19 protein-coding genes are annotated in these 20,112 nt (G+C 63.5%); 1 reads left to right on the top strand and 18 read right to left on the bottom strand.

Annotated features, from left to right (window positions below; translation table 11 throughout):
* Positions 1-190: 190 nt before the first annotated feature.
* On the top strand, positions 191-1,042 hold the full coding sequence (gene ppsR / locus NG900_RS11960; protein WP_252680435.1) for a posphoenolpyruvate synthetase regulatory kinase/phosphorylase PpsR: 852 nt from the start codon (positions 191-193) through the stop codon (positions 1,040-1,042).
* 65 nt (positions 1,043-1,107) lie between these two features.
* On the opposite strand, the gene NG900_RS11965 is transcribed toward ppsR, so the two are convergent.
* From NG900_RS11965 to tsf, 18 genes are all read right to left on the bottom strand, one after another.
* Positions 1,108-2,004 (bottom strand): metal-dependent hydrolase, encoded by an 897-nt coding sequence (locus NG900_RS11965; protein WP_252680438.1) that lies wholly within the window; start codon positions 2,002-2,004, stop codon positions 1,108-1,110.
* 31 nt (positions 2,005-2,035) lie between these two features.
* The gene (locus NG900_RS11970) at positions 2,036-3,835 is read right to left on the bottom strand and encodes an SDR family oxidoreductase (protein WP_252680440.1); all 1,800 of its coding nucleotides are present in this window, start codon (positions 3,833-3,835) and stop codon (positions 2,036-2,038) included.
* A 17-nt stretch (positions 3,836-3,852) separates the two neighbouring features.
* A complete protein-coding gene (locus NG900_RS11975; RefSeq protein WP_252680442.1) occupies positions 3,853-4,728 on the bottom strand; it encodes a M24 family metallopeptidase in 876 nt (291 codons plus the stop codon).
* Positions 4,729-4,870: 142 nt separating this feature from the next.
* Entirely contained in the window at positions 4,871-5,653 is a 783-nt protein-coding gene (locus NG900_RS11980; protein ID WP_252680444.1) for a TrmH family RNA methyltransferase, read from the bottom strand.
* A 19-nt stretch (positions 5,654-5,672) separates the two neighbouring features.
* On the bottom strand, positions 5,673-6,371 hold the full coding sequence (rnhB, locus tag NG900_RS11985) for a ribonuclease HII (RefSeq protein ID WP_252680446.1): 699 nt from the start codon (positions 6,369-6,371) through the stop codon (positions 5,673-5,675).
* A gap of 15 nt (positions 6,372-6,386) precedes the next feature.
* Positions 6,387-7,520, bottom strand: coding sequence for a lipid-A-disaccharide synthase (gene lpxB / locus NG900_RS11990; RefSeq protein ID WP_252680912.1), 1,134 nt, complete (start codon positions 7,518-7,520; stop codon positions 6,387-6,389).
* A 44-nt stretch (positions 7,521-7,564) separates the two neighbouring features.
* On the bottom strand, positions 7,565-8,377 hold the full coding sequence (gene lpxA, locus NG900_RS11995; RefSeq protein ID WP_252680448.1) for an acyl-ACP--UDP-N-acetylglucosamine O-acyltransferase: 813 nt from the start codon (positions 8,375-8,377) through the stop codon (positions 7,565-7,567).
* A complete protein-coding gene (fabZ, locus tag NG900_RS12000; RefSeq protein WP_252680450.1) occupies positions 8,374-8,868 on the bottom strand; it encodes a 3-hydroxyacyl-ACP dehydratase FabZ in 495 nt (164 codons plus the stop codon). Before fabZ ends, lpxA begins: the two co-directional genes overlap by 4 nt.
* A complete protein-coding gene (lpxD, locus tag NG900_RS12005) occupies positions 8,865-9,938 on the bottom strand; it encodes a UDP-3-O-(3-hydroxymyristoyl)glucosamine N-acyltransferase (RefSeq protein ID WP_252680452.1) in 1,074 nt (357 codons plus the stop codon). Before lpxD ends, fabZ begins: the two co-directional genes overlap by 4 nt.
* Before the next feature lie 10 nt (positions 9,939-9,948).
* The gene (locus tag NG900_RS12010) at positions 9,949-10,503 is read right to left on the bottom strand and encodes an OmpH/Skp family outer membrane protein (RefSeq protein ID WP_252680454.1); all 555 of its coding nucleotides are present in this window, start codon (positions 10,501-10,503) and stop codon (positions 9,949-9,951) included.
* Positions 10,503-12,800, bottom strand: a complete 2,298-nt coding sequence (bamA, locus tag NG900_RS12015) for an outer membrane protein assembly factor BamA (protein WP_252680457.1) — start codon at positions 12,798-12,800, stop codon at positions 10,503-10,505. The genes NG900_RS12010 and bamA overlap by 1 nt, the downstream gene beginning before the upstream one ends.
* Before the next feature lie 116 nt (positions 12,801-12,916).
* Positions 12,917-14,305, bottom strand: coding sequence for an RIP metalloprotease RseP (rseP, locus tag NG900_RS12020; RefSeq protein ID WP_252680459.1), 1,389 nt, complete (start codon positions 14,303-14,305; stop codon positions 12,917-12,919).
* A gap of 89 nt (positions 14,306-14,394) precedes the next feature.
* Complete coding sequence (gene ispC / locus NG900_RS12025) at positions 14,395-15,585, bottom strand: 1-deoxy-D-xylulose-5-phosphate reductoisomerase (RefSeq protein WP_252680461.1); 1,191 nt, start codon at positions 15,583-15,585, stop codon at positions 14,395-14,397.
* Between the two features lie 11 nt (positions 15,586-15,596).
* On the bottom strand, positions 15,597-16,415 hold the full coding sequence (locus tag NG900_RS12030) for a phosphatidate cytidylyltransferase (protein WP_252680463.1): 819 nt from the start codon (positions 16,413-16,415) through the stop codon (positions 15,597-15,599).
* A 3-nt stretch (positions 16,416-16,418) separates the two neighbouring features.
* Positions 16,419-17,189: a polyprenyl diphosphate synthase gene (uppS, locus tag NG900_RS12035; RefSeq protein WP_252680465.1), complete on the bottom strand. Its 771-nt coding sequence runs from the start codon at positions 17,187-17,189 to the stop codon at positions 16,419-16,421.
* A gap of 53 nt (positions 17,190-17,242) precedes the next feature.
* Positions 17,243-17,803, bottom strand: coding sequence for a ribosome recycling factor (gene frr / locus NG900_RS12040; RefSeq protein WP_039595867.1), 561 nt, complete (start codon positions 17,801-17,803; stop codon positions 17,243-17,245).
* A gap of 165 nt (positions 17,804-17,968) precedes the next feature.
* Positions 17,969-18,679, bottom strand: coding sequence for a UMP kinase (gene pyrH, locus NG900_RS12045; protein ID WP_009238238.1), 711 nt, complete (start codon positions 18,677-18,679; stop codon positions 17,969-17,971).
* Positions 18,680-18,967: 288 nt separating this feature from the next.
* Positions 18,968-19,858 (bottom strand): translation elongation factor Ts, encoded by an 891-nt coding sequence (gene tsf, locus NG900_RS12050; RefSeq protein WP_252680466.1) that lies wholly within the window; start codon positions 19,856-19,858, stop codon positions 18,968-18,970.
* Positions 19,859-20,112 lie beyond the last annotated feature (254 nt).

Genomic DNA, 20,112 nt, shown 5'->3' on the forward strand with positions numbered 1-20,112 from the left:
GCGCGGGGCATTGTTCTTTTCGTCTGGCCGCACGAATCGCTTGGCTAAATCATCCGGGAGGGCCAGGACTGTCGATGCGACAATGCCTAGCGGGCGGCGGCTCCGAATTGCTTAGCTAAACGATCGCCGCTATTCTACCGTGCCGCAGCACGATTTCCTGCCGGCGTGCTGGAAAAACCCCTCGTTTTCAATGACTGACCTCGCCGCCGCATCCACCAACCGCACGCCCGTCCGCACCGTTTTCATCGTGTCGGATGGCACCGGGATCACCGCAGAAACGTTTAGCCACTCCATCCTCGCCCAATTCGAGATGAAGTTCCGCCAAGTGCGGATCCCCTTTGTCGACACGATCGACAAGGCGCATGTGGCGGTGGCCAAGATCAACGAGGCGTTCCACGCCGAAGGGGTGAAGCCGATCGTCTTCACCACCTTGGTGGATGCCCAGGCAAGCGAAATCGTCCATCGAGCCCGCGCCACAATCCTCGACATGTTCCAGACCTTCATCGAGCCGCTCGAGAAGGAACTGAACCTCAAGTCCACCCACGCCATCGGCCGCTTTCATCAGAACGCGGATACCGAGGCCTACAAAAACCGCATCGAAGCGATCAACTTTTCACTTGCGCATGATGACGGCCAGTCACATAAGAACCTGGCCGAGGCGGATGTGATCCTGGTGGGGGTGTCACGCAGCGGCAAGACGCCGACCAGCCTCTACCTGGCAATGCAATATGGCGTGAAATCGGCCAACTACCCGCTCATTCCCGACGATTTCGAGCGCGGCAAGCTGCCCACGGTGCTGTACGACTACAAGAGCAAGATTTTCGGCCTGTCGATCGACCCGCAGCGCCTGTCTGAAATCCGGAATGAGCGTCGCCCGGGCAGCAAGTATGCGGCGCTGGAAAACTGCCGCTACGAAGTCAACGAGGCCGAATCGCTGATGCGGCGCGAGGGGATCAAGTGGCTGTCGTCGACGCACAAGTCGATCGAGGAAATTGCGACGACGATCCTGCAGGACGTCAAGATGGAGCACAACAACTACTGAGCGCCACGCTCTCCAAACGAAACGGCCGGCATTGCACCGGCCGTTTTGCTTTTCCGGCGTATCGATCACGCGCGGTCGCGTACCCAGTTGCCGCCGTGTGCCGCAGCCTGGGCCGCTGGGGAGGTCTCCAGATAGGCCAGCGCCTGCTCAGTGGACCCTTCATGATGCGGCGTGTAGCTCGGTCGGAAGTAGCGCAGCGCCGCTCCCAGCATCTTCCAGAACGATGGCAGACAATTGCGCCGCGAGCCATGCCACCAGCCCCGGATGAAACCTGGGAACCGGCCAGCATCCGGATCGCGCTTGTACATGAAGCGGAAGCCCGTCATGAGGAAATACAGCAACAGCAGGATCGTCGTCAGCATGTGGAAGCAGCGTTCGAGATAGGTGCCTCCCATGTGCCGGAAGATGTCGAACGCCACGGTGCGGTGCTCGACTTCCTCTGCACCATGCCAGCGCAGCAGGTCGAGCATGACGGGGTCGGCGTTGGCGGCGTCCAGCCCCTTGGCATTCAGCACCCAGTTGCCGAGATAGCCGAAGAAGTGCTCAAGCGCCGCGATGATGCCCAGCTGCTGACGCAGCCAGAAGCGTGTATGCCCGATCTTCAGGCCGAGCGGCTGTTCGCCGAGCACTTTGGAGAACAGCCAGTCCAGCCGCTTGGTGAAGGGCTGGGTGTCAATACCGTGATCCTTGTAGTAATGCGTAAGCACGCCGCCGTGCGAGCGCGAATGCACCGCCTCCTGGCGCAGGAAGCCCTCGGCATCGGCGCGCAGCTTGGTGTCGGCAATCAGCGGCAGCGCCTTGTTGTAGACGCGGCAGAACCACAGCTCGCCCGCGGGAAACAGCAGGTTCAGAATGTTGATGATGTGCGTGCTGGACGGGTCACCGGGGATCCATTGGATAGGCGTGTCCTTCCAGTCGAAGCGGACGTGGCGGGCCTTGATGAAGTAGTCGGGCGCGGTCATGGTGGTCTCCTCTTGTTCTTGTCAGCGCAGGTCAATGCCCGGCCATGCTCACGCGCGCGATCAGGCGGCTGAGCCATTGCGCATAACGCGAGATGAAGCGCGATGAGTGCGCCTCGATACCGATCGTGACGACGGGCTTGTTGTGCAGCACCGCACGCAGCATGGCTTTCGCAACGGTCTCCGGCTTGAGGCCACGCAATTGGTAGAGCTTGGTCGCGCGGGCGCGCAATTGGGCTTGTTGGGCCTCGGTCGTGCCGGCGTAAACGGTGGAAGTCATGATCCCGGTCTCGGCAAAACCCGGGCAGATGGCCGACACGCCAATGCCCTGCCCGGCCAGTTCGCCGCGCATGCATTCCGAGAGCATCAGCACAGCGGCCTTGGTCGTTGCATACGCGGCAAGATCGCGCGACGGCGCAAACGCCGCCGCCGATGCGGTATTCAGGATGTGCCCGCCCTGCCCACGCTCGACCATCTGCTTGGCAAACAGCCGGGCGCCATGAATCACGCCCCACACGTTCACGTGCAAGATGCGCTGCCAATCGCGCTCAGACGTATCGACAATGCCGCCTGCCATGCCGATGCCCGCGTTGTTGACGACGATGTCGGCGCCGCCAAGATCCTTGCCGACCCAGTCGACCAGCGCCTCCATCTGCTCCGCGTTGCCCACGTCGACGGTACGTGCCCACGCCTTACCGCCCGTCAGGCGGATGAGCGTGGCGGTGCGCTCGGCATCTTCGGCGCGGATATCGACGGCGACGATGTCGGCGCCTTGCTCCGCGAACTCCTGCGCCGCGCATCGGCCGATGCCACTGCCCGCGCCGGTGATGACGGCCAGCTTGCCCGTGAGCGGTTTGTGATCGCCATGTTGGCGGGCGCGTTGCAGCCCTTCCGATTCCGGCTTGCCCTCTGCGTGCTCGATCAGCTCGCGCGCCATCTCGGCCATGCGTTCGGCATGCGTGACGGGCAGCCAGTGCCGCGCCACCACTTCGCGGCGCCAATACTGCGGCACCCAGCGCGACAGGTCTTCCGACAGTGCGGGGCTGACGTACTTGTCCAGCGTCGGCACGATCACCTGCACCGGTGCGTGTGCGACACGCTTGCGCGGGGCAAACAGGCTGCGGATGAAGTTGGCGCGATACAGCGAGACACCGCGCGCGCCATCAGCCGTCTGTGTAGCGCGCGGCACGATGGTGGTCTTCTCCACGCGACGCAGCACGCGCGGCCACGCACGCCCCAGCCACAGGCGCCAGCTCAGTTCCGGCACGATCGGCAGGTGGAACAGCAGCACGTACCACGACCGCACGAGCTGCCCCAGCATCTTGCCCAGCGACGACGGCGTCGGCCGCAGCAGGCGCTGGCGCATCCAATAACCGACGTGGTCCAGGCACGGCCCCGAGCACGACGTGTACGAGGCAATGCGCCCGCGCAGGCGCTCCTCCGTCACGAATTCCCACGACTGAATCGAACCCCAGTCATGCGCGATCAGGTGGACAGGCTTGCTCGGGCTCAACGCGTCGATGACGGCGGCAAAGTCGTCCGTCAGCCGCGCGAAGGTGTAATGGCGAAACCCCTTCGGGGCGCTGGACTGACCGGCACCGCGCACGTCATAGGCGATGACGTAGTAGTCGCGGGCAAGCAACTGCGCCATCTCGTGCCAGACCTCGCTGTTGTCCGGATAGCCGTGGACGAGCACGACGGTTGGGTGCGCCGGGTCACCCCAGGTTTTCACGGCGAGCGTAACGGTGCCGGATTGCACCGTGCGCTCGGCGCGCGGAAAGGCAGCGGCCGGCTCGAACAGTGCCAGCGGGGCCTCTTCAAGAAGCGTTTTCATGTGGACCTCCGCAAGCATCAGGCGGCACGCTGCTGCGTGAGCTGGCGTTGCTTCCAGCGGCGCACGTGCGGAAGGTCGTCGTCGAGCCAGTAGGCGTCGTCTTCGGTGATGACGAGCAGCTCTTCGAACTTGGCCCCCACGCCGCGGAAGCCCAGATGCGGCTCGACGGCCCACAGGCCGGGCACGGGTGGGTGCTCGGAGCGACGGTCGATCGACCACAGCGGCGACCACCCTTCCTGCTTGCCGCTGCGCACCTGGTCGAGGATCAGATTGCGCGTGGCGTTGAGCCCGAAGCGCGCCACGAAGCGCGGCTTGGACGGGCTCTCCAGCTTGGCCACGCGATGCGCCAGCACCTTGAACGGATACGCCTTGTGGCGCGGCTCCACGCCCTGCTTCATGCAAAGCTGGTCCACCGCGCGTGCCACATCGGCCATCGACCGGCGCTCGCGGATCAGGCGCACGATCAGTTCACGGTGCGCCATCAGGTCGTCCTGCAGCTGCTCGATGATGGCGTTTTCGCCCAGGCACATGGCGTAGCCCACATCGGCGATCACACCATTGCGCACGGGCGCCACATCGAGGATGACCGGCATGTTCTCTTCCAGTCGCCGCGACGACGGGAAGAACGCCAGGTTGAAGCCCGCCATGTGCGTCAGGCCCGAAAAGCCCTGGAACGCCGTGCGGTCGCCAAACCAGGCGAACGGCTTGTGCAGCCAGTCATGGACGCCGCGATCGCCCAGCCATTCGGTAAGCAGCTTGGCTGCGTCCTTCTCGGTCATGCCGGGGCGCAGCATGGCGCCGACGGCCTCAACGCACGCGTAGGCGAGTTGCTGGATTTCGCGAAACTGGGCGAGCTCGTCGACATGGACGCGCGCCAGGGTGGGGTTCGGCATGCCGGTCTCCTTGAGTCTGGGTATCGGGGGTGCTCAATGGCACCGCGCACAATGTTCCATTACTCAATGGCAAAGTCAATGCGGGACTTTTCTGGCGTTTGAAAACGCCGGGTGACCGGTGGTCGACAGGAAAAAAGGAGGATTAGGGGGCGCGACGTTGGCGCACGGCCTCGAACAGGCAGATCGCTGCTGCAGCAGCGACATTGAGCGACTCCATGCCGCCGGGCTGCGGAATCGTCACAGGCGTTGTCACGGCGGAAAGCCATGCTTCCGACACACCCGCACCCTCGTTGCCGAACACCCAGCCGACCGGTGTGTTGAGTGGCACATCGAACACCGCCTGCTTCGCGTGCGAAGAGGTCGCCAGCAGTGGCACCTGCAGGCGCGACTGCACGCTCTCGAACGTGCAATGCTCAACAATGTTCAGGTGGAAATGCGCCCCCATTGCGGCGCGCAGCGTCTTGGCCGACCACGCGAACGCGCAACCTGCAGTCATGAACACATCGCGCACACCGGCGGCGGCCGCGCAACGCAGGATCGAGCCGACGTTGCCGGCGTCCTGGATGCCATCGAGGATCACGCAGTCCGTATCGATGACCTGCGGAAGATGCCCTTCCGGCGTGTCGACCAGCGCCATCAGATCGATGCCGTTGACGACCGTCGTGAGCTGCACAAACAGGTTATCGGCCAGCAGGATAACGGTTTGCGGATCGACGCGATCCAGCAGCGGCGCCACCTCCGGATGCGCGACATGGCGCTCGGAAACCAGCATCTGAGTGGGCGTATGGCCGGCATCCAGGTAAGCCGCGACCAGATGCACGCCGTCCAGCACGGATTGCCCTGCGCGCCGGCGGTGCTGCGTGGAACCCGACAGCGCCTTGAGATGCTTGAACACCGCGTTGTCGCGGGAAGTAATGTGCTTCACGGAGTGGTCCGGCGAAAAGTCAGTCGTCCCAGGCGCTGCCGACGGCTTCGGCTTCAGCGCTGATGGCGGTCAAACCTTCCAGCGCGCGGCGCACGGGTGCGAACGAGCGGCGATGATGCGGCGTCACGCCATGCAGGTCGATTGCTGCCAGATGCTGCGGCGTGCCATAACCCGCGTGGACGTCAAAGCCATACAGTGGAAACTCGACATGCAGCGCAGCCAGCTGCCGGTCACGCGTGACCTTGGCCAGGATGGACGCCGCCGAAATGGCCGGCACCAGCGCATCGCCCTTGACGATGGCTTCCACGGCAAACGCCACCTGCGGACAGCGGTTGCCGTCCACCTGCACGAGATCGGGCAGCGTGCCCTTGGCGGCTACGCCCTGCACCGCCCGCTGCATGGCCAACATGGTCGCGTGCAGGATGTTGATGCGATCGATTTCCTCGACAGTGGCTTCAGCCACGTGCCAGGCGAGCGCCTTTTCGACGATCTCGTCGTACAGCGCCTCGCGCTTCTTGGCGGTGAGGATCTTGGAATCCGCCAGCCCCTTGATCGGCTTGCGCGGATTGAGGACCACCGCCGCAGCCGTCACCGGCCCGGCCAGCGGCCCGCGCCCAGCCTCGTCCACGCCGCAGAGGATACGGCGTGCACGCTTGGTCGCAGGCTCTTGCGACAGCAGCAGACCAAGCTGATCGGGATCGGGTTTGCGGGAAGCCATGGCGTCAGTACCAGCTTAGAGCTTGCCGCGGCTGCGCAGCAGGTCGACCACGACTTTCGCACCGATCTCGGCCATGTTCTGCTTGAGCGTCAGGTGCATCTTCGTGAAGTGCTCGCGCAGGAACGTGGCATTGCCCTGGTCGCTCAGTTGCAGCAGCGTCTCGCGCGCGAGCGCCTCGGGCGTCGCGTCGTCCTGCAGTAGTTCCGGCACGACAAAGCGACCCGAGAGGATGTTCGGCAGGCCGACATACGGCAGATAGCCCTTGCGCTTCATGATCTGCGCAGTGAGCCAGGGCACCTTGTAGGTGATCACCATGGGCTTCTTGTACAGCGCAGCCTCGAGCGTGGCCGTGCCGCTGGCCAACAGGATCACGTCGGCCGCCTCCATGGCCGCGTGCGACTGGCCGTCGACCACCCACAAGTGCAGGCCAGGATGCTCGGCGCGCATTGCATCGATACGCTCACGCAACGTGGCATTGGCCGCCGGCAGCACAAAGGCAAGATCCGGCTCGACCGCCTGCATGCGTGACATTGCCGCAAACAGCGTCGGACCGAGGTGCTTTACCTCGGAATTACGGCTGCCCGGCAGCACCGCCACGACCTTGCGGCCCAGCGGCAGCCCGAGGCGCGTGCGCGCGCCTTCCACGTCCGGCACCAGCGGAATCTCGTCCGCGAGCGGATGCCCGACATAGGTGGCCGGAATCCCCGCCTTGGCGTAGATCTCCGGCTCGAACGGGAACAGGCAGAGGATGTGGTCAACGGCTTTGGCGATCGTCTTGATGCGCCCGGCGCGCCAAGCCCAGATCGACGGGCTCACAAAGTGCACCACCGGCACACCCGCCTGCCGCATGGCGATCTCGACGTTGAAATTGAAGTCCGGCGCATCGACGCCAATAAAGGCCAGCGGCGGCTTGGCCAGCAGATCGTGTTTGAGTTCCTTGCGGATGGCGAGGATCTCGCGCAACTGGCCAAGCACTTCCACATAACCGTTGACCGACAGCTTGTGCATCGGCCAGTTCGACTGGAAGCCTTGCTCGGCCATGCGTGCGCCACCGATGCCGTTGTAGGCGATGTCGGCGGGCAACTGTGCACGCAACCCTTTGAGCAGTAGCGAGGCCAGCAGATCGCCGGAAGCCTCGCCGGCCACCATGCCGATGCGGCGCACCGGCGGGGTGACCTCAGCTCGCACCTCGGTCAACGCACGATGCCGCGCTTGGTGGCGGCGATGAAATCGGCAAACGCGGTGAGCACCTCGCGGGTCGGGGCATCATCGGCCTGGGCGATCTGCGCGGCGATTTCCAACTTGGCCTGATCGAAGCTGAGGTCGCTCTTGTAGAGCAGCTTGTACGCCTGGCGCAGAGCCGTGATCTGCTCGGCCGTGAAGCCGCGGCGGCGCAGGCCTTCTACGTTGATCCCGTGCGGCGCAGCCTTGTTGCCGCCCTTGTCGCTGGCGGCAATCACGAAAGGCGGCACGTCCTGCACCAGCGCCGAAGCACCACCCAGCATGGCATGCGCGCCGATACGCACAAACTGGTGCACGCCCGACATACCGCCCAGGATGGCCCAGTCGCCCACTTCCACGTGGCCGGCAATCTGCGCGTTGCTCGAGAACACCGTGTGGTTGCCCACCCGGCAATCGTGCGCGATGTGCACGTAGGCCATGATCCAGTTGTCGTCGCCGATGGACGTGATGCCGGCATCCTGCGCGGTGCCGGTATGGATCGTGGTGAATTCGCGGATGGTATTGCGATCGCCGACGATGAGCTGCGTCGGCTCATCGTGGTACTTCATGTCCTGCGGGCGGCCGCCCACCGACGCGAAGTGGCCGATGCTGTTGTCGCGGCCTAGCGTAGTGTAGCCCTCGACCACCGAGTGGTGTCCGACGCGGGTACCCGCGCCCATGCGCACGTTCGGCCCCACCACCGTGAAGGCGCCGATCTCGACACTGGAATCCAGCTCAGCTTTTGGGTCGATCTGCGCGGTCGGGTGAATCTTGCTCGTGCTCATGCGGCACCCTTGGGCTCGTCCTTGACAATCGCACACATGATCTCAGCCTCGGCGGCAAGCTTGTCCTCCACCATGGCATACACCTTGAACTTCCAGAAACCACGCTTGCCACGCAGCACTTCCGCGTGCAGGCAGAGCTGATCTCCCGGCACAACCTGCTGCTTGAAGCGTGCGGCATCGATTGCGGTAAACAGGTACAGATCGTTCTCGTTGCGCTGATGGTCCGGTTCGCCGAACGTCAGCAGCGCGGCGGTCTGTGCCAGTGCTTCCAGAATCAGCACGCCCGGCATGACCGGATGCCCCGGGAAGTGACCATTGAAGAACGGCTCGTTGAACGTCACGTTCTTGATGGCCTTGATGCGCTTGCCCGCCTCAAACTCGACCACACGATCGACCAGCAGCATCGGGTAGCGATGCGGCAGCAGGTCGAGAATCTTCTTGATGTTGAAATCGCTGACGAGGCTCGTCGTCGCAGTAGATGCTTCGGTCATGATGCTTTGCGCAGGTCTTTGACCTGCTGTTCCAGTTGTTGCAACCGTTCGCGCATGCGCGTCAGGCCTCGGACGATGGCCGCGTTACGTTCCCAATCGCCGTGCGGCATGAACGGGAAAACGCTGGTGAAGTGGCCACCGGGCTTAGTGATGGATTTTGTGATGGAGGTACCGCCGGACACCGTCACACGATCGGCAATCGTCAGGTGGCCGGCAAAATTGGCGGCCCCTCCGATAATGCAGTAGCGCCCGATCTTCGTGCTGCCCGAAATGGCAGCGCACCCTGCGATGACGGTATAGGCGCCCACGTGGACGTTGTGCGCGATCTGGACCTGGTTATCGATCTTGCAGCCCTGCTCGACCACCGTGTCGGCCATGGCGCCGCGGTCGATGGCGGTGTTTGCGCCAATCTCCACGTCGTCGCCGATGACTGCCCGGCCGGTCTGCGGAATCTTCACCCATTCGCCGCCTTGCGGGCCGAAGTCCGGCGCAAAGCCAAAGCCATCTGCGCCGATCACCACGCCGCTATGCAAGATGCAGCGGGCACCGACCACGCAACCGTGATAGATCGAGACGTTCGCGTACAGGAGCGTATCGTCGCCAACGCGGGCACCCGCGCCAACAAAGCTGTTGCCGGCAATGCGCACGCGCTCGCCGAGCACCACACCGGCTTCGATCGTCACGTTCGGACCAATCGAGCACGACGCCGGCACCACAGCGCCCTCGCCCACGCTGGCACTCGGGTGAATGCCGGGCACAACCGGACGCGCGGCCAGTGCAACAAAGCGCTGAGCGACGCGGGCAAACGCAGCATACGGGTTAGGCGCCACCAGCCAGTTGCGGCCGGCAGCGTGGCCCTGGCTTTCGAGCGTTTCCAGATCACGGGGCGACACGATGATCGCGCCCGCGCCGGAGCTCACAGCCTGATTGAGGTACAGCGGATTGGAGAGGAAAGCGAGTTGATCCGCGCCAGCCTGATCCAGCGGCGCGATCGACTTGACGATCAGGCCTGCGTCACCCTGGACGGTCGCGCCGAGCGACGCGGCGAGTTCACCAAGCGAAAACGACATGGGAACAACCTCATTTCGACGATTGCGAATTGTTCAGCGCCTTGAGCACTTCGTCGGTAATGTCGATGCGCGGATTCACGTACACGGCTTCCTGCACGATCAGATCGTACTTGCGCTGTTCAGCGATCGAGCGGATCACGCGGTTGGCGCGCTCGAGCACCTGGGCCAGTTCTTCGTTACGGCGCTGGTTCAGGTCTTCGCGGAATTCGCGTTGCTTGCGCTGGAAGTCGCGATCCAGATCCGACAGCTCGCGTTGACGGCGGGTGCGGTCGGAGTCAGCCAACACGGCCGAATCCTTGTCGAGCTTGTCCGACATGGCCTTAAGCTTGGCCGCCATGTCCTGCAGCTCCCGATCGCGCTTGGCGAACTCAGTTTCGAGCTTGGCCTGGGCGGCCTTGGCCGGTTGCGAATCGCGCAGAATGCGCTCGGAATTGACCGCAGCGATGCGAGCTTCCTGCGCGGTGGCCGGCAGCGCAAAGCTGGCGGCGGCAAGTGCGGCGAGGGCTACGGACACGCCCATGCGGGACAACGTGGTGCGCGTGGATTTCATGGTGAATGCAGTCATTAGAATGCAGTCCCGATCTGGAACTGGAAGCGTTGCGTTTGATCTTCGGCCTTGCGCTTGATCGGGAAGCCCATGCTGATCTTCAGGGGGCCGATCGGCGACAGCCAGGACAGACCGAAACCGGTGGAGTAACGCATGTCGCCAAGCTTGTACGGCTGGCCTTCGGCAAACACGTTACCGTAATCGAAGAACGTGAACAGGCGGACGGTGCGGTCCACGCCCGAACCCGGCAGCGGGAAGATGAATTCCACGTTACCGACGAACTTGCTGGCGCCGCCGATGGCTACGCCGTTGGCGTCGCGCGGGCCCAACGTGCTGGTTTCGTAACCGCGCACCGAGCCGATACCGCCGGCATAGTAGTTCTTGAAGACCGGGAAGTCGCTCTTGCCGTAGCCGTGGCCGTAGCCGATTTCGTTGTTGAACGCCATCGTGAACGACTTCGACAGCGGGTAGAAGTACTGGTGCTGGTAGTACGCACGGTAGTACTGCAGATCGCCGCCCGGAATACCGAACTCCAGGTTGGCCTGTTGGTAACGGCCGCGCGTCGGCACCAGGGCGCTGTCACGCTGATCCTTCGACCAGCCGATGGTGATCGGGAAGTTGTTGGTGATACGGCCGTTCTTGGCGACGAAATTCTGGTAGGCCAGCGGCGTGTTGGCCGTCACGTCGATGGTCGTACGCTCGTAACCAATGCCGAAGAACACGGTATCGGTTTCCGAGAACGGCACGCCGAACTTGACGTTGCCGCCCTGTTGCACGACGCGGTAGTCCTGGTCACCCGTGTAGTACAGCGGGCGATACGTGCGGTAGTACAGCTCGGTCGAGCGGCTGATGCCATCCACCGTGAAGTACGGGTCGAATTGCGTGACCGCGATCGTGCGGTTCGCCTTGGAGGTGTTCACGTCCAGCCCCAGGCTGGTACCCGAACCGAACACGTTGTCCTGACGAATACCGGCCGACAGCACCAGCTTGTCGGTGGACGAGAACCCCACACCCAGGTTGATCTGACCCGTCGGCTTTTCAGTCACGTTGACGTTCACATCCACCTGATCGGACGTGCCCGGCACGTCTTCGGTGGTGATGTTCGCGTCGGTGAAGTAGCCCGTGCGGTTGATGCGGTTCTGCGAGAGCTGCAGCTTTTCGCCGTCGAACCACGACGCTTCCATCTGACGCATTTCGCGGCGCACCACTTCGTCGCGGGTCTTGCTGTTGCCGACCACGTTCACGCGACGCACATATACGCGACGGCCCGGATCGACCACCAGCGTGAGTGCAACCGTGCGGTCCGACTGGTTGATCTGCGGCTGCGGGTTGATCGTGGCAAAGGCATAGCCATACGTGCCGAGCAAGTCGGTGATCGACTTGGTGGTCGACGACAGCTTGGCCGACGAGAACACATCGCCCTGCTTGAGCTTGATGAGCTTCTCCATCTCGGCCTGCTTGCCGAGCAGTTCGCCAGTCAGTTTGATGTCCGACACCTTGTACTGCTCACCCTCGTGGATGTTCAGCGTCAGGTAGATGTCCTTCTTGTCCGGCGTAATGGAAACCTGCGTCGACTCGATGGCGAACTCCAGGTAGCCGCGATCGAGGTAGAACGAGCGCAACGCCTCCAGGTCGGCCGTCAGCTTCTGCTTGGAGTACAGATCGTTCTTCGTGTACCACGACAGCCAGTTGGGGGTGGACAGCTGCATCTCGTCGCGCAGATCGCCTTCCTTGAAGGCTTTGTTGCCGACGATGTTGATCTGGCGAATCTTGGCGGTCGGGCCTTCGTCCACTGTGAAGGTGATCGACACACGGTTGGCATCGACCGGCGTGACGGTGGTCGATACTTCGGCGGCATAGTAGCCGCGCGAAACGTACTGGCGCTTAATTTCCTGCTCGGCGCGGTCGATCAGCGACTTGTCGTAGTAGCGGGCTTCAGCCACGCCCACACCTCGCAGCGTGCGACGCAGTGCTTCCTTGTCGAACTCCTTGAAACCGATGAACTCAAGCTGCGAGATGGCCGGACGCTCTTCCACGCGCACGACGAGCACGTTGCCTTCGGAGCGGATCTGCACGTCTTTGAAGAAGCCGGTGTTGTAGAGCGCGCGGATCGATTCGGCGCCCTTCTCGTCGGTGAAGGTCTCACCCACCTTCACGGGCAGATAGCCGAACACGGTGCCCGGCTCGACGCGCTGCACCCCCTCCACGCGAATGTCCTTGACGACAAACGGCTCCACTGCATGAGCCTGACCGGCAGTAATGGTCAGGACGGAAGCCGCCAGCACGCTGAGCGGGAAGCGATGTTGTCTGATCAATCTAATCCCCTAATTGGATCCAATTGGAATCCAGTTCTGAGTGTTTTCAAAACCCTGAGTTGCCCGCTCACGCTTGGGCTAACGATGTGGCTTACCGATAAAGCGTGAAATACGGTCTAGCCCCGAGTCAGAAACAACCGACTCAAATCGTTGTACAAGGCGAGCGAAGTGAGAAGCAGGATGCAGGCGACGCCGATCTTTTGAAGGACTGCTTGCCAGGATTCCGGCACGGGTCGGCCTGTCAAAAATTCCACGCAATAATACAGCAAATGCCCCCCATCCAATACCGGAACGGGCAATAAGTTCAGGACACCGAGGCTGACGCTGATCAACGCAAGAAAGCTCACAAACGTCTGCCAGCCAAGGCTTGCCGCCTTGCCCGCAAAATCCGCCACCGTGATCGGCCCGCTCAAGTTCTGCAGCGATGCCTGCCCCACGATCATCTTCCCCAGCACCTGCAGCGACAGCACCGAAGTCCGCCAGACTTCGCCCGCTGCATGACCTAAGGCGGCCAGCGGCTCGTCACGGATCATGGCCGTTTCTACCTTCTGGTTGAGCTGCGCGCCCAGCTTGCCGATCTTGGGCCCGTTTGGACTCTTGGGGTCGGCTTCACCATCGGGGCGGACCGGCAGGGTCATCGGCTGGCCATTGCGCAGGATATCGATCGACGCGTTCTGCTCGGGCATGGCGCGGATCTGGCGAATGAGGTCCATCGCCTGATCGGCCGGCTGGCCGGCGAAGCGGACGATCTGGTCACCGGCCTGCAAGCCGGCGCGGGCCGCGGCGCTGGAGGGCAGCACATCGACAATGGTCACGGGACCGCCCAGCAGGCGCAGCCCGATCTGGTCGATCACGTCGGCTTGCGGCGTGCGGGCGGCGCTGGGCAAGCCCTGAAGGCGCACGGTGCGTTCTGTGCCGTCGGTGCCGCGCACCTGCACCAGCGCATCATGCCCGCCGATACCGGCCGAATACAGCCGCATGCGGACATCGCTCCAGCTGCGTACCGGTGTGGGGGCATCGCCCTCCGTGCCGACCGCAATCACGCGATCCCTGGCGCGCAGATCGGCTTGCGCGGCGATGCTGCCCGGCGGAGGTGCCCCGAGAATGGGCAGCGGCTCGACGGCCCCTACCCATGCCAGCGCCGCATAAAGGACGATCGCCAGCAGGAAGTTAGCGATCGGGCCGGCCGCCACGATGGCAAATCGTTTATAGACGGGCTGGTGGTCGAACGTGCGCGGCAGGTCTTCGGGGAGAATCGGCGGATCCTTCTCGGGATCGCGCGACCCCTCACCCAGCATCTTGACGTAGCCGCCGAGCGGAATGGCGCAGATCGTCCATTCGGTGTGATCGGGACCGCGGCCCACACGGCGGAACAGCACCTTGCCGAAGCCGACGGAGAACCGAAGCACCTTCACACCGCACAGGCGCGCGACGCTGTAGTGGCCCAGTTCATGAATGACGATCAGTACCGCGATCGCAAAGACAAAGGCTAAAACAGTCTGCAAGAACCTTCTCCGGATGCACTGAAGGGCACGCGCGGGTATGTACCCTGCGCGAACCCGCTATGTTACTCGCTCGCTCTGAGCGGCCGCTTTCACGCAGCCGGCAACGGCACGCACGCCGTCGCAATGTAGCGCTCGGCGTGTTGGCGAGCCTCTGTGTCGGCGGCAAAGACGGTGTCGAGCGAGTCGGCCGGCACGATCGAGGCGCGGCCGAGGGTGTCGTCCACCACCGCGGCAATCTCGGTAAACCGGATGCGGCGCTGCAAAAATGCCTCGACGGCCACTTCATTGGCCGCATTGAGCACAGCAGGCGCTGTGCCACCGGCGCGCAGCGCATCAAAAGCGAGCGCCAGGCAAGGGAAGCGGCGCAAGTCCGGCGCTTCGAAGGTGAGCGTTCCCGTGGCCGCCAGATCCAGCAGCGGGACGCCAGCCTCGATGCGCTCAGGGTAGGCTAACCCGTAGGCAATCGGCGTGCGCATGTCGGGGTTGCCGAGCTGGGCCAGTACGGAGCCGTCGTCGTAGCCGACCATCGAATGGATCACGCTCTGCGGATGGATCAGCACTTCGAGACGCTCGACCGGCACACCGAACAGCCAGTACGCCTCGATCACCTCCAGCCCCTTGTTCATCATCGTGGCGGAGTCGACCGAAATCTTGCGCCCCATGACCCAGTTGGGGTGAGCACAGGCTTGATCGGGCGTGACGTCGGCGAGCGTCTCGACGGCGCGCGTGCGGAATGGGCCGCCTGACGCCGTCAGCACGATGCGCGACACCCCACGGCCGAACTGCGGGGTCTGCTGCGGCAGACATTGAAAAACGGCGTTGTGCTCGCTGTCGATCGGGAGCACGGTGGCGCCGTGCTCGCGCACGGCGTCCATGAAGAGCGCGCCGGACATCACCAGCGCCTCTTTGTTGGCGAGCAGCACGCGCTTGCCGGCACGCACGGCGGCCAGCGTCGGGCGCAGACCCGCCGCACCGACGATGGCGGCCATCACCGCATCACAGTCGGGGTGGGCAGCCGCCTCTTCCAGCGCTTGCGCACCAGCACGGATCTCAATGCCGGCAGCATCGGCACCGAGCTGCGCGCGCAAGGCCTCAGCTGCGGCCACCGAACCGAGCACCGCCATGTGCGGGCGGAACTCGCGGCACAGCGCGGTCAGCTTGTCAGCCTGCGCGTTGGCAGTCAGCGCGAACACGCGGTACTTGTCGGGGTGACGGCGCACCACGTCGAGCGTGCTGTCGCCAATGGAGCCGGTGGCGCCAAGAACGGTCAAGCGGATCATGTTCAGACGCCTCAGGAAATCAGCAGCGCAGCCAGTGGAAACACCGGCAAAAGCGCATCGATGCGATCAAGCACGCCGCCGTGACCAGGCAACAGGCGGCTGCTGTCTTTCATGCCGACCTGACGCTTGAGCAGGGATTCAAACAAGTCACCGCCGATGCTTGCCGCCACCAGCAGGATGGTGAGCGCCAGAGCGACGAGCGTACCGCGCTGGTCGAACTCATGCGAAAACCACGTCGGCGCAAACCAGTGCGTAACGCCAGCCACAGTGGCGATCACCGCAACCAGCACCGCACCGCCGATCGCGCCTTCCCACGACTTTCCGGGGCTGATGGTAGGGGCGAGCTTGCGGTGGCCAATGGCCTTGCCGACAAAATACGCGCCCACGTCCGCCGCCCATACAAGCACTGCCACCGAGAGCAGGAAGGCGATACCCTGCGCCCGCAATTCGATGGCGGCATGCACAAACGCCGGCAGAATCACCCAGCCCAACAGCGTGAACACCACCTTGCGCAAGCCGTGCAACGCGCGCACGCCGCCGGCCAGCAGGCCCCAGGCAACAACCCACGCGATCACCGCGCCATAGAACAGCGGCCGCACATCACCACGGACAGGAACGTCGTGCCAAGCAATCGTCAGCATGACCACGACGGCTGCGTACAGGATCGGGCCCCACCAGCCCGGCAAGCGCACGAGGCGCCCCCACTCCCACGCGGCCAGCGCCGCGAATACCGTCACCAACCCGGCAAGGCCGGATGGCGGCGCGAAGAACAGAATGGGCAGGATGACAATCAGCAGGCAGACAGCGGTAACCACGCGAGTCAGCAGCATGTGTCAGGCTCCGGCGGACAGCGCAGGGGGAACATCGAGTTGCGCACTGGTGCGGCCAAAGCGGCGCTCGCGGTTGCGATACCACGCAAAGGCGCGATCAAGCTCGGTCGCATCGAAATCGGGCCAGTAGCGATCAGTAAAGTACAGCTCGGAATACGCGAGCTGCCATAACAGGAAATTGCTGATGCGCTGCTCGCCGCCGGTGCGGATGAATAGATCAGGCTCCGGCGCGTAGGACAGCGCCATGTACGGCGCAAGCATCTCTTCGGTGATGGCCTCGGGCGCGATGCCCGGCTGCGCCGCCAACAAGGCACGCATGGCCTGGAGGATGTCCCACCGCCCGCCGTAGTTGGCGAGGATGGTGACCGTCAGGCCGGGGTTCGCGGCCGTCTTGGCCTCGGCCTCGTGAATCAGCAGCTGAATGCGGGGGCTGAACGCCGACAGATCGCCCACCACGCGCAGGCGGATGCCGTTGTCGTGCAGCTTCTTCACTTCACGGCGCAGTGCCGTCATGAACAGCTTCATCAGGAAGGTGACTTCCTCGGCCGGGCGGCGCCAGTTTTCGGAACTGAATGCGAACAGCGTGAGGTACCCAACGCCACGGCGCGCCGCCGCTTCAACCGTCGCACGTACGGCCTCGAGCCCACGGCTGTGCCCGGCCACGCGCGGCAGATGGCGTTCGGTGGCCCAGCGACCGTTGCCATCCATGATGACGGCAACGTGGCGCGGCGTATCGGCGGTGTCTGGCACCGCCAGTGTGGAACTGATATGCATGAATCGGGCTCCCCGCCACCTCGCCCAAAACGCGCGGGCGGCGGGAGACGGCCTTACACCGTCATGATTTCCTTGTCTTTCTCGGCGACCAGTTTGTCGATTTCGGCGACAAACTTGTCGGTCAGCTTCTGGACGTCGTCACCGCCACGGCGCTCGTCGTCTTCCGAGATGGCCTTGTCCTTGACCAGCTTCTTGAGCTGCTCGTTGGCATCGCGGCGCAGGTTGCGCACGGCAACCTTGGCGTCTTCGCCTTCGCCCTTCACGACCTTGGTCAGCTCCTTGCGACGCTCTTCGGTCAGCGCGGGCGTCGGCACGCGGATGATGTCGCCCATGGTCGCGGGGTTCAGGCCCAGATCCGCTTCACGGATGGCCTTCTCCACAACTTGCACCATCTTCTTTTCCCACGGTTGCACGCCAATCGTGCGCGCGTCCACCAGGGTCACGTTGGCGACTTGGCTGATCGGCACCATCGAGCCGTAGTAGTCGACCTGCACGTGATCGAGCAGACCGGTGTGGGCACGCCCAGTGCGAATCTTGGCCAGATCCGTCTTGAGAGCCTCGATCGACTTCTGCATCTTCTGCTCGGCATTCTTCTTGACATCGGCGACGCTCATACTTCCTCCGAACGATAACGGCGGCTTGCCAGACACGCGCCCCGGAATTGGACACAGGGCACTGGCAAGACCAAAAAGACAATAGGCAATTTTACATGGAAGCCGCACACCAACGCCATTTGCGTTGACTTAGCGACCTCGGGTGGAACAAGCGCTCGGACCGCCTCAGACGTGCACCAGCGTGCCCTCGTCTTCGCCCAGGATCACGCGCTTAAGTGCACCCGGCTTCTGGATCGAGAACACCTTGATCGGCAGCTTCTGATCGCGACACAGCGCAAAAGCGGTCGCATCCATCACTTGCAGGTTGCGCGAGATGGCCTCATCGAACGTGATGGTGGTGTAACGGGTGGCACTCGGGTCTTTCTTCGGGTCGGCGGTGTAGACGCCATCCACCTTGGTGGCCTTGAGGACGATCTCGGCACCGATTTCCGAGCCGCGCAGCGCAGCGGCCGTGTCGGTGGTGAAGAACGGGTTGCCCGTGCCGGCCGCGAAAATCACGATCTTGCCCTCTTCCAGCTGGCGAATCGCGCGGGGGCGGATGTACGGCTCAACCACCTGATCCAGGCGCAGCGCCGATTGCACACGACCTTCGAGGTTGGCATGACGCATGGCATCCTGCAGGGCCAGCGCGTTCATCATCGTGGCGAGCATGCCCATGTAGTCGGCCGTGGCGCGATCCATGCCGGCAGCACCGCCCGCGACACCGCGGAAGATATTGCCACCGCCGATCACCACTGCCACTTGCACGCCCAGCTTCACGATTTCGGCGATGTCGTTGACCATCCCTTCGATGGTGCTGCGGTTGATGCCGAAGGCATCGTCGCCCATTAGGGCTTCGCCGGAAAGTTTGAGTAGAACGCGCTTATAGGCAGGCATGGAGATCCTCGTGACGATTCCTGTATGGGAAACAGGAAGGGGGAATGACAGCCGCGGCAGGCGACACGGAATTCGCCCATCCCGCAACCTTCTTGCGCGGAAGCCGTCCGGTCACAATCACCGACCGGCGCCCGCGCAAGCAGGCTGCACCTGCAAACAGGGCACCTTGCGGTGCCCTGTCTGTTCGGCATTATACGATCGCGCCGATGGAGAAAAGTTGCCCTGCCGGCCTCGTTGGCCAGCCCTGGCGGGCAGATCGACTCAACATCGGAAGCAATCGATGCAGCATTACGCCTGTTGCTTGGCAGCAGCCACCTGGGCAGCCACTTCAGCAGCAAAGTCGTCTTGCTTCTTCTCGATGCCCTCACCCACCACGTACAGCGTGAACGCCTTCACGGTCGTGTTGGCGGCCTTGAGCATCTGCTCGACGGTCTGCTTATCGTTCTTCACGAACGGCTGGTTCAGCAGCGAGACTTCCTTCAGGTACTTCTGCACGCTGCCTTCCACCATCTTGGCAACGATGTCAGCCGGCTTGCCCGATTCGGCAGCCTTCTGCTCGGCAACGCTGCGCTCCTTGGCGACCAGCTCGGCCGGCACGTCATCTGCCGACAGCGACACCGGCTTCATGGCTGCAGCCTGCATTGCAGCGTCCTTGGCAGCCACTTCGTCGCCTTCGTACGCCACCATCACGCCGATACGGGTGCCGTGCAGGTACGAGGTCAGCTTGCTGCCGTCGAAACGCTGGAAGCGGCGGATCGTCATGTTCTCGCCGATCTTGCCGATCAGGCCCACGCGCACGTCTTCAACCGTGGGGCCAAAGCCGTCTTGCGACAGCGGCAGCGCGCCGATGGCGGCAACGTCAGCCGGATTGCTCTTGGCGATCAGCGCAGCCACCGAGTTGGCAAAGGCCAGGAACGAGTCGTTCTTCGAAACGAAGTCGGTTTCGCAGTTGATCTCGACCAGCGCGCCGGTGGTGCCGTCCACGGCAGCCGCCACCACGCCTTCAGCGGTGATGCGCGAGGCCGCCTTGCCAGCCTTGTTGCCCAGCTTCACGCGCAGGATTTCTTCGGCCTTTTCCAGGTTGCCTTCGGCTTCCGTCAGGGCCTTCTTGCATTCCATCATCGGCGCGTCGGTCTTCGCGCGCAGTTCTGCCACCATGCTTGCGGTAATTGCCGCCATTTCATGCTCCTTGTTTCAGATCGTCGTCCGGTCGCGCGCTACAACGGTCTTTGCGTCTTCGCTTCGCGCCGGCCTGTCGTCCGGTTTCCATCCGGCCGCCCCACGAGATACGACGCGCGTGGGACATCCGCATGACAAATTAAAAAAAAGGGGCGTTTGTTACGCGCCCCTGTCTGGCCTTTCGTCCCGGTGATCACACCGGGTACGGCCTGGCACGCGTCCCGCGCAATCAAGCCACGGGCGCGCGCCTTCTT

This window comes from Ralstonia soli (assembly GCF_023955655.1).
In the GTDB taxonomy this organism is placed as follows: Bacteria; Pseudomonadota; Gammaproteobacteria; order Burkholderiales; family Burkholderiaceae; genus Ralstonia; species Ralstonia soli.

What these genes read in the sequence shown, in the direction of transcription:
- ppsR (WP_252680435.1), top strand. Translation starts at nt 191, where the DNA reads ATGACTGACCTCGCCGCCGCATCCACCAACCGCACGCCCGTCCGCACC.
- NG900_RS11965 (WP_252680438.1), bottom strand. Translation starts at nt 2,004, where the DNA reads ATGACCGCGCCCGACTACTTCATCAAGGCCCGCCACGTCCGCTTCGAC.
- NG900_RS11970 (WP_252680440.1), bottom strand. Translation starts at nt 3,835, where the DNA reads ATGAAAACGCTTCTTGAAGAGGCCCCGCTGGCACTGTTCGAGCCGGCC.
- NG900_RS11975 (WP_252680442.1), bottom strand. Translation starts at nt 4,728, where the DNA reads ATGCCGAACCCCACCCTGGCGCGCGTCCATGTCGACGAGCTCGCCCAG.
- rnhB (WP_252680446.1), bottom strand. Translation starts at nt 6,371, where the DNA reads ATGGCTTCCCGCAAACCCGATCCCGATCAGCTTGGTCTGCTGCTGTCG.
- lpxB (WP_252680912.1), bottom strand. Translation starts at nt 7,520, where the DNA reads ATGGTGGCCGGCGAGGCTTCCGGCGATCTGCTGGCCTCGCTACTGCTC.
- lpxA (WP_252680448.1), bottom strand. Translation starts at nt 8,377, where the DNA reads ATGAGCACGAGCAAGATTCACCCGACCGCGCAGATCGACCCAAAAGCT.
- fabZ (WP_252680450.1), bottom strand. Translation starts at nt 8,868, where the DNA reads ATGACCGAAGCATCTACTGCGACGACGAGCCTCGTCAGCGATTTCAAC.
- lpxD (WP_252680452.1), bottom strand. Translation starts at nt 9,938, where the DNA reads ATGTCGTTTTCGCTTGGTGAACTCGCCGCGTCGCTCGGCGCGACCGTC.
- NG900_RS12010 (WP_252680454.1), bottom strand. Translation starts at nt 10,503, where the DNA reads ATGACTGCATTCACCATGAAATCCACGCGCACCACGTTGTCCCGCATG.
- ispC (WP_252680461.1), bottom strand. Translation starts at nt 15,585, where the DNA reads ATGATCCGCTTGACCGTTCTTGGCGCCACCGGCTCCATTGGCGACAGC.
- NG900_RS12030 (WP_252680463.1), bottom strand. Translation starts at nt 16,415, where the DNA reads ATGCTGCTGACTCGCGTGGTTACCGCTGTCTGCCTGCTGATTGTCATC.
- uppS (WP_252680465.1), bottom strand. Translation starts at nt 17,189, where the DNA reads ATGCATATCAGTTCCACACTGGCGGTGCCAGACACCGCCGATACGCCG.
- frr (WP_039595867.1), bottom strand. Translation starts at nt 17,803, where the DNA reads ATGAGCGTCGCCGATGTCAAGAAGAATGCCGAGCAGAAGATGCAGAAG.
- pyrH (WP_009238238.1), bottom strand. Translation starts at nt 18,679, where the DNA reads ATGCCTGCCTATAAGCGCGTTCTACTCAAACTTTCCGGCGAAGCCCTA.
- tsf (WP_252680466.1), bottom strand. Translation starts at nt 19,858, where the DNA reads ATGGCGGCAATTACCGCAAGCATGGTGGCAGAACTGCGCGCGAAGACC.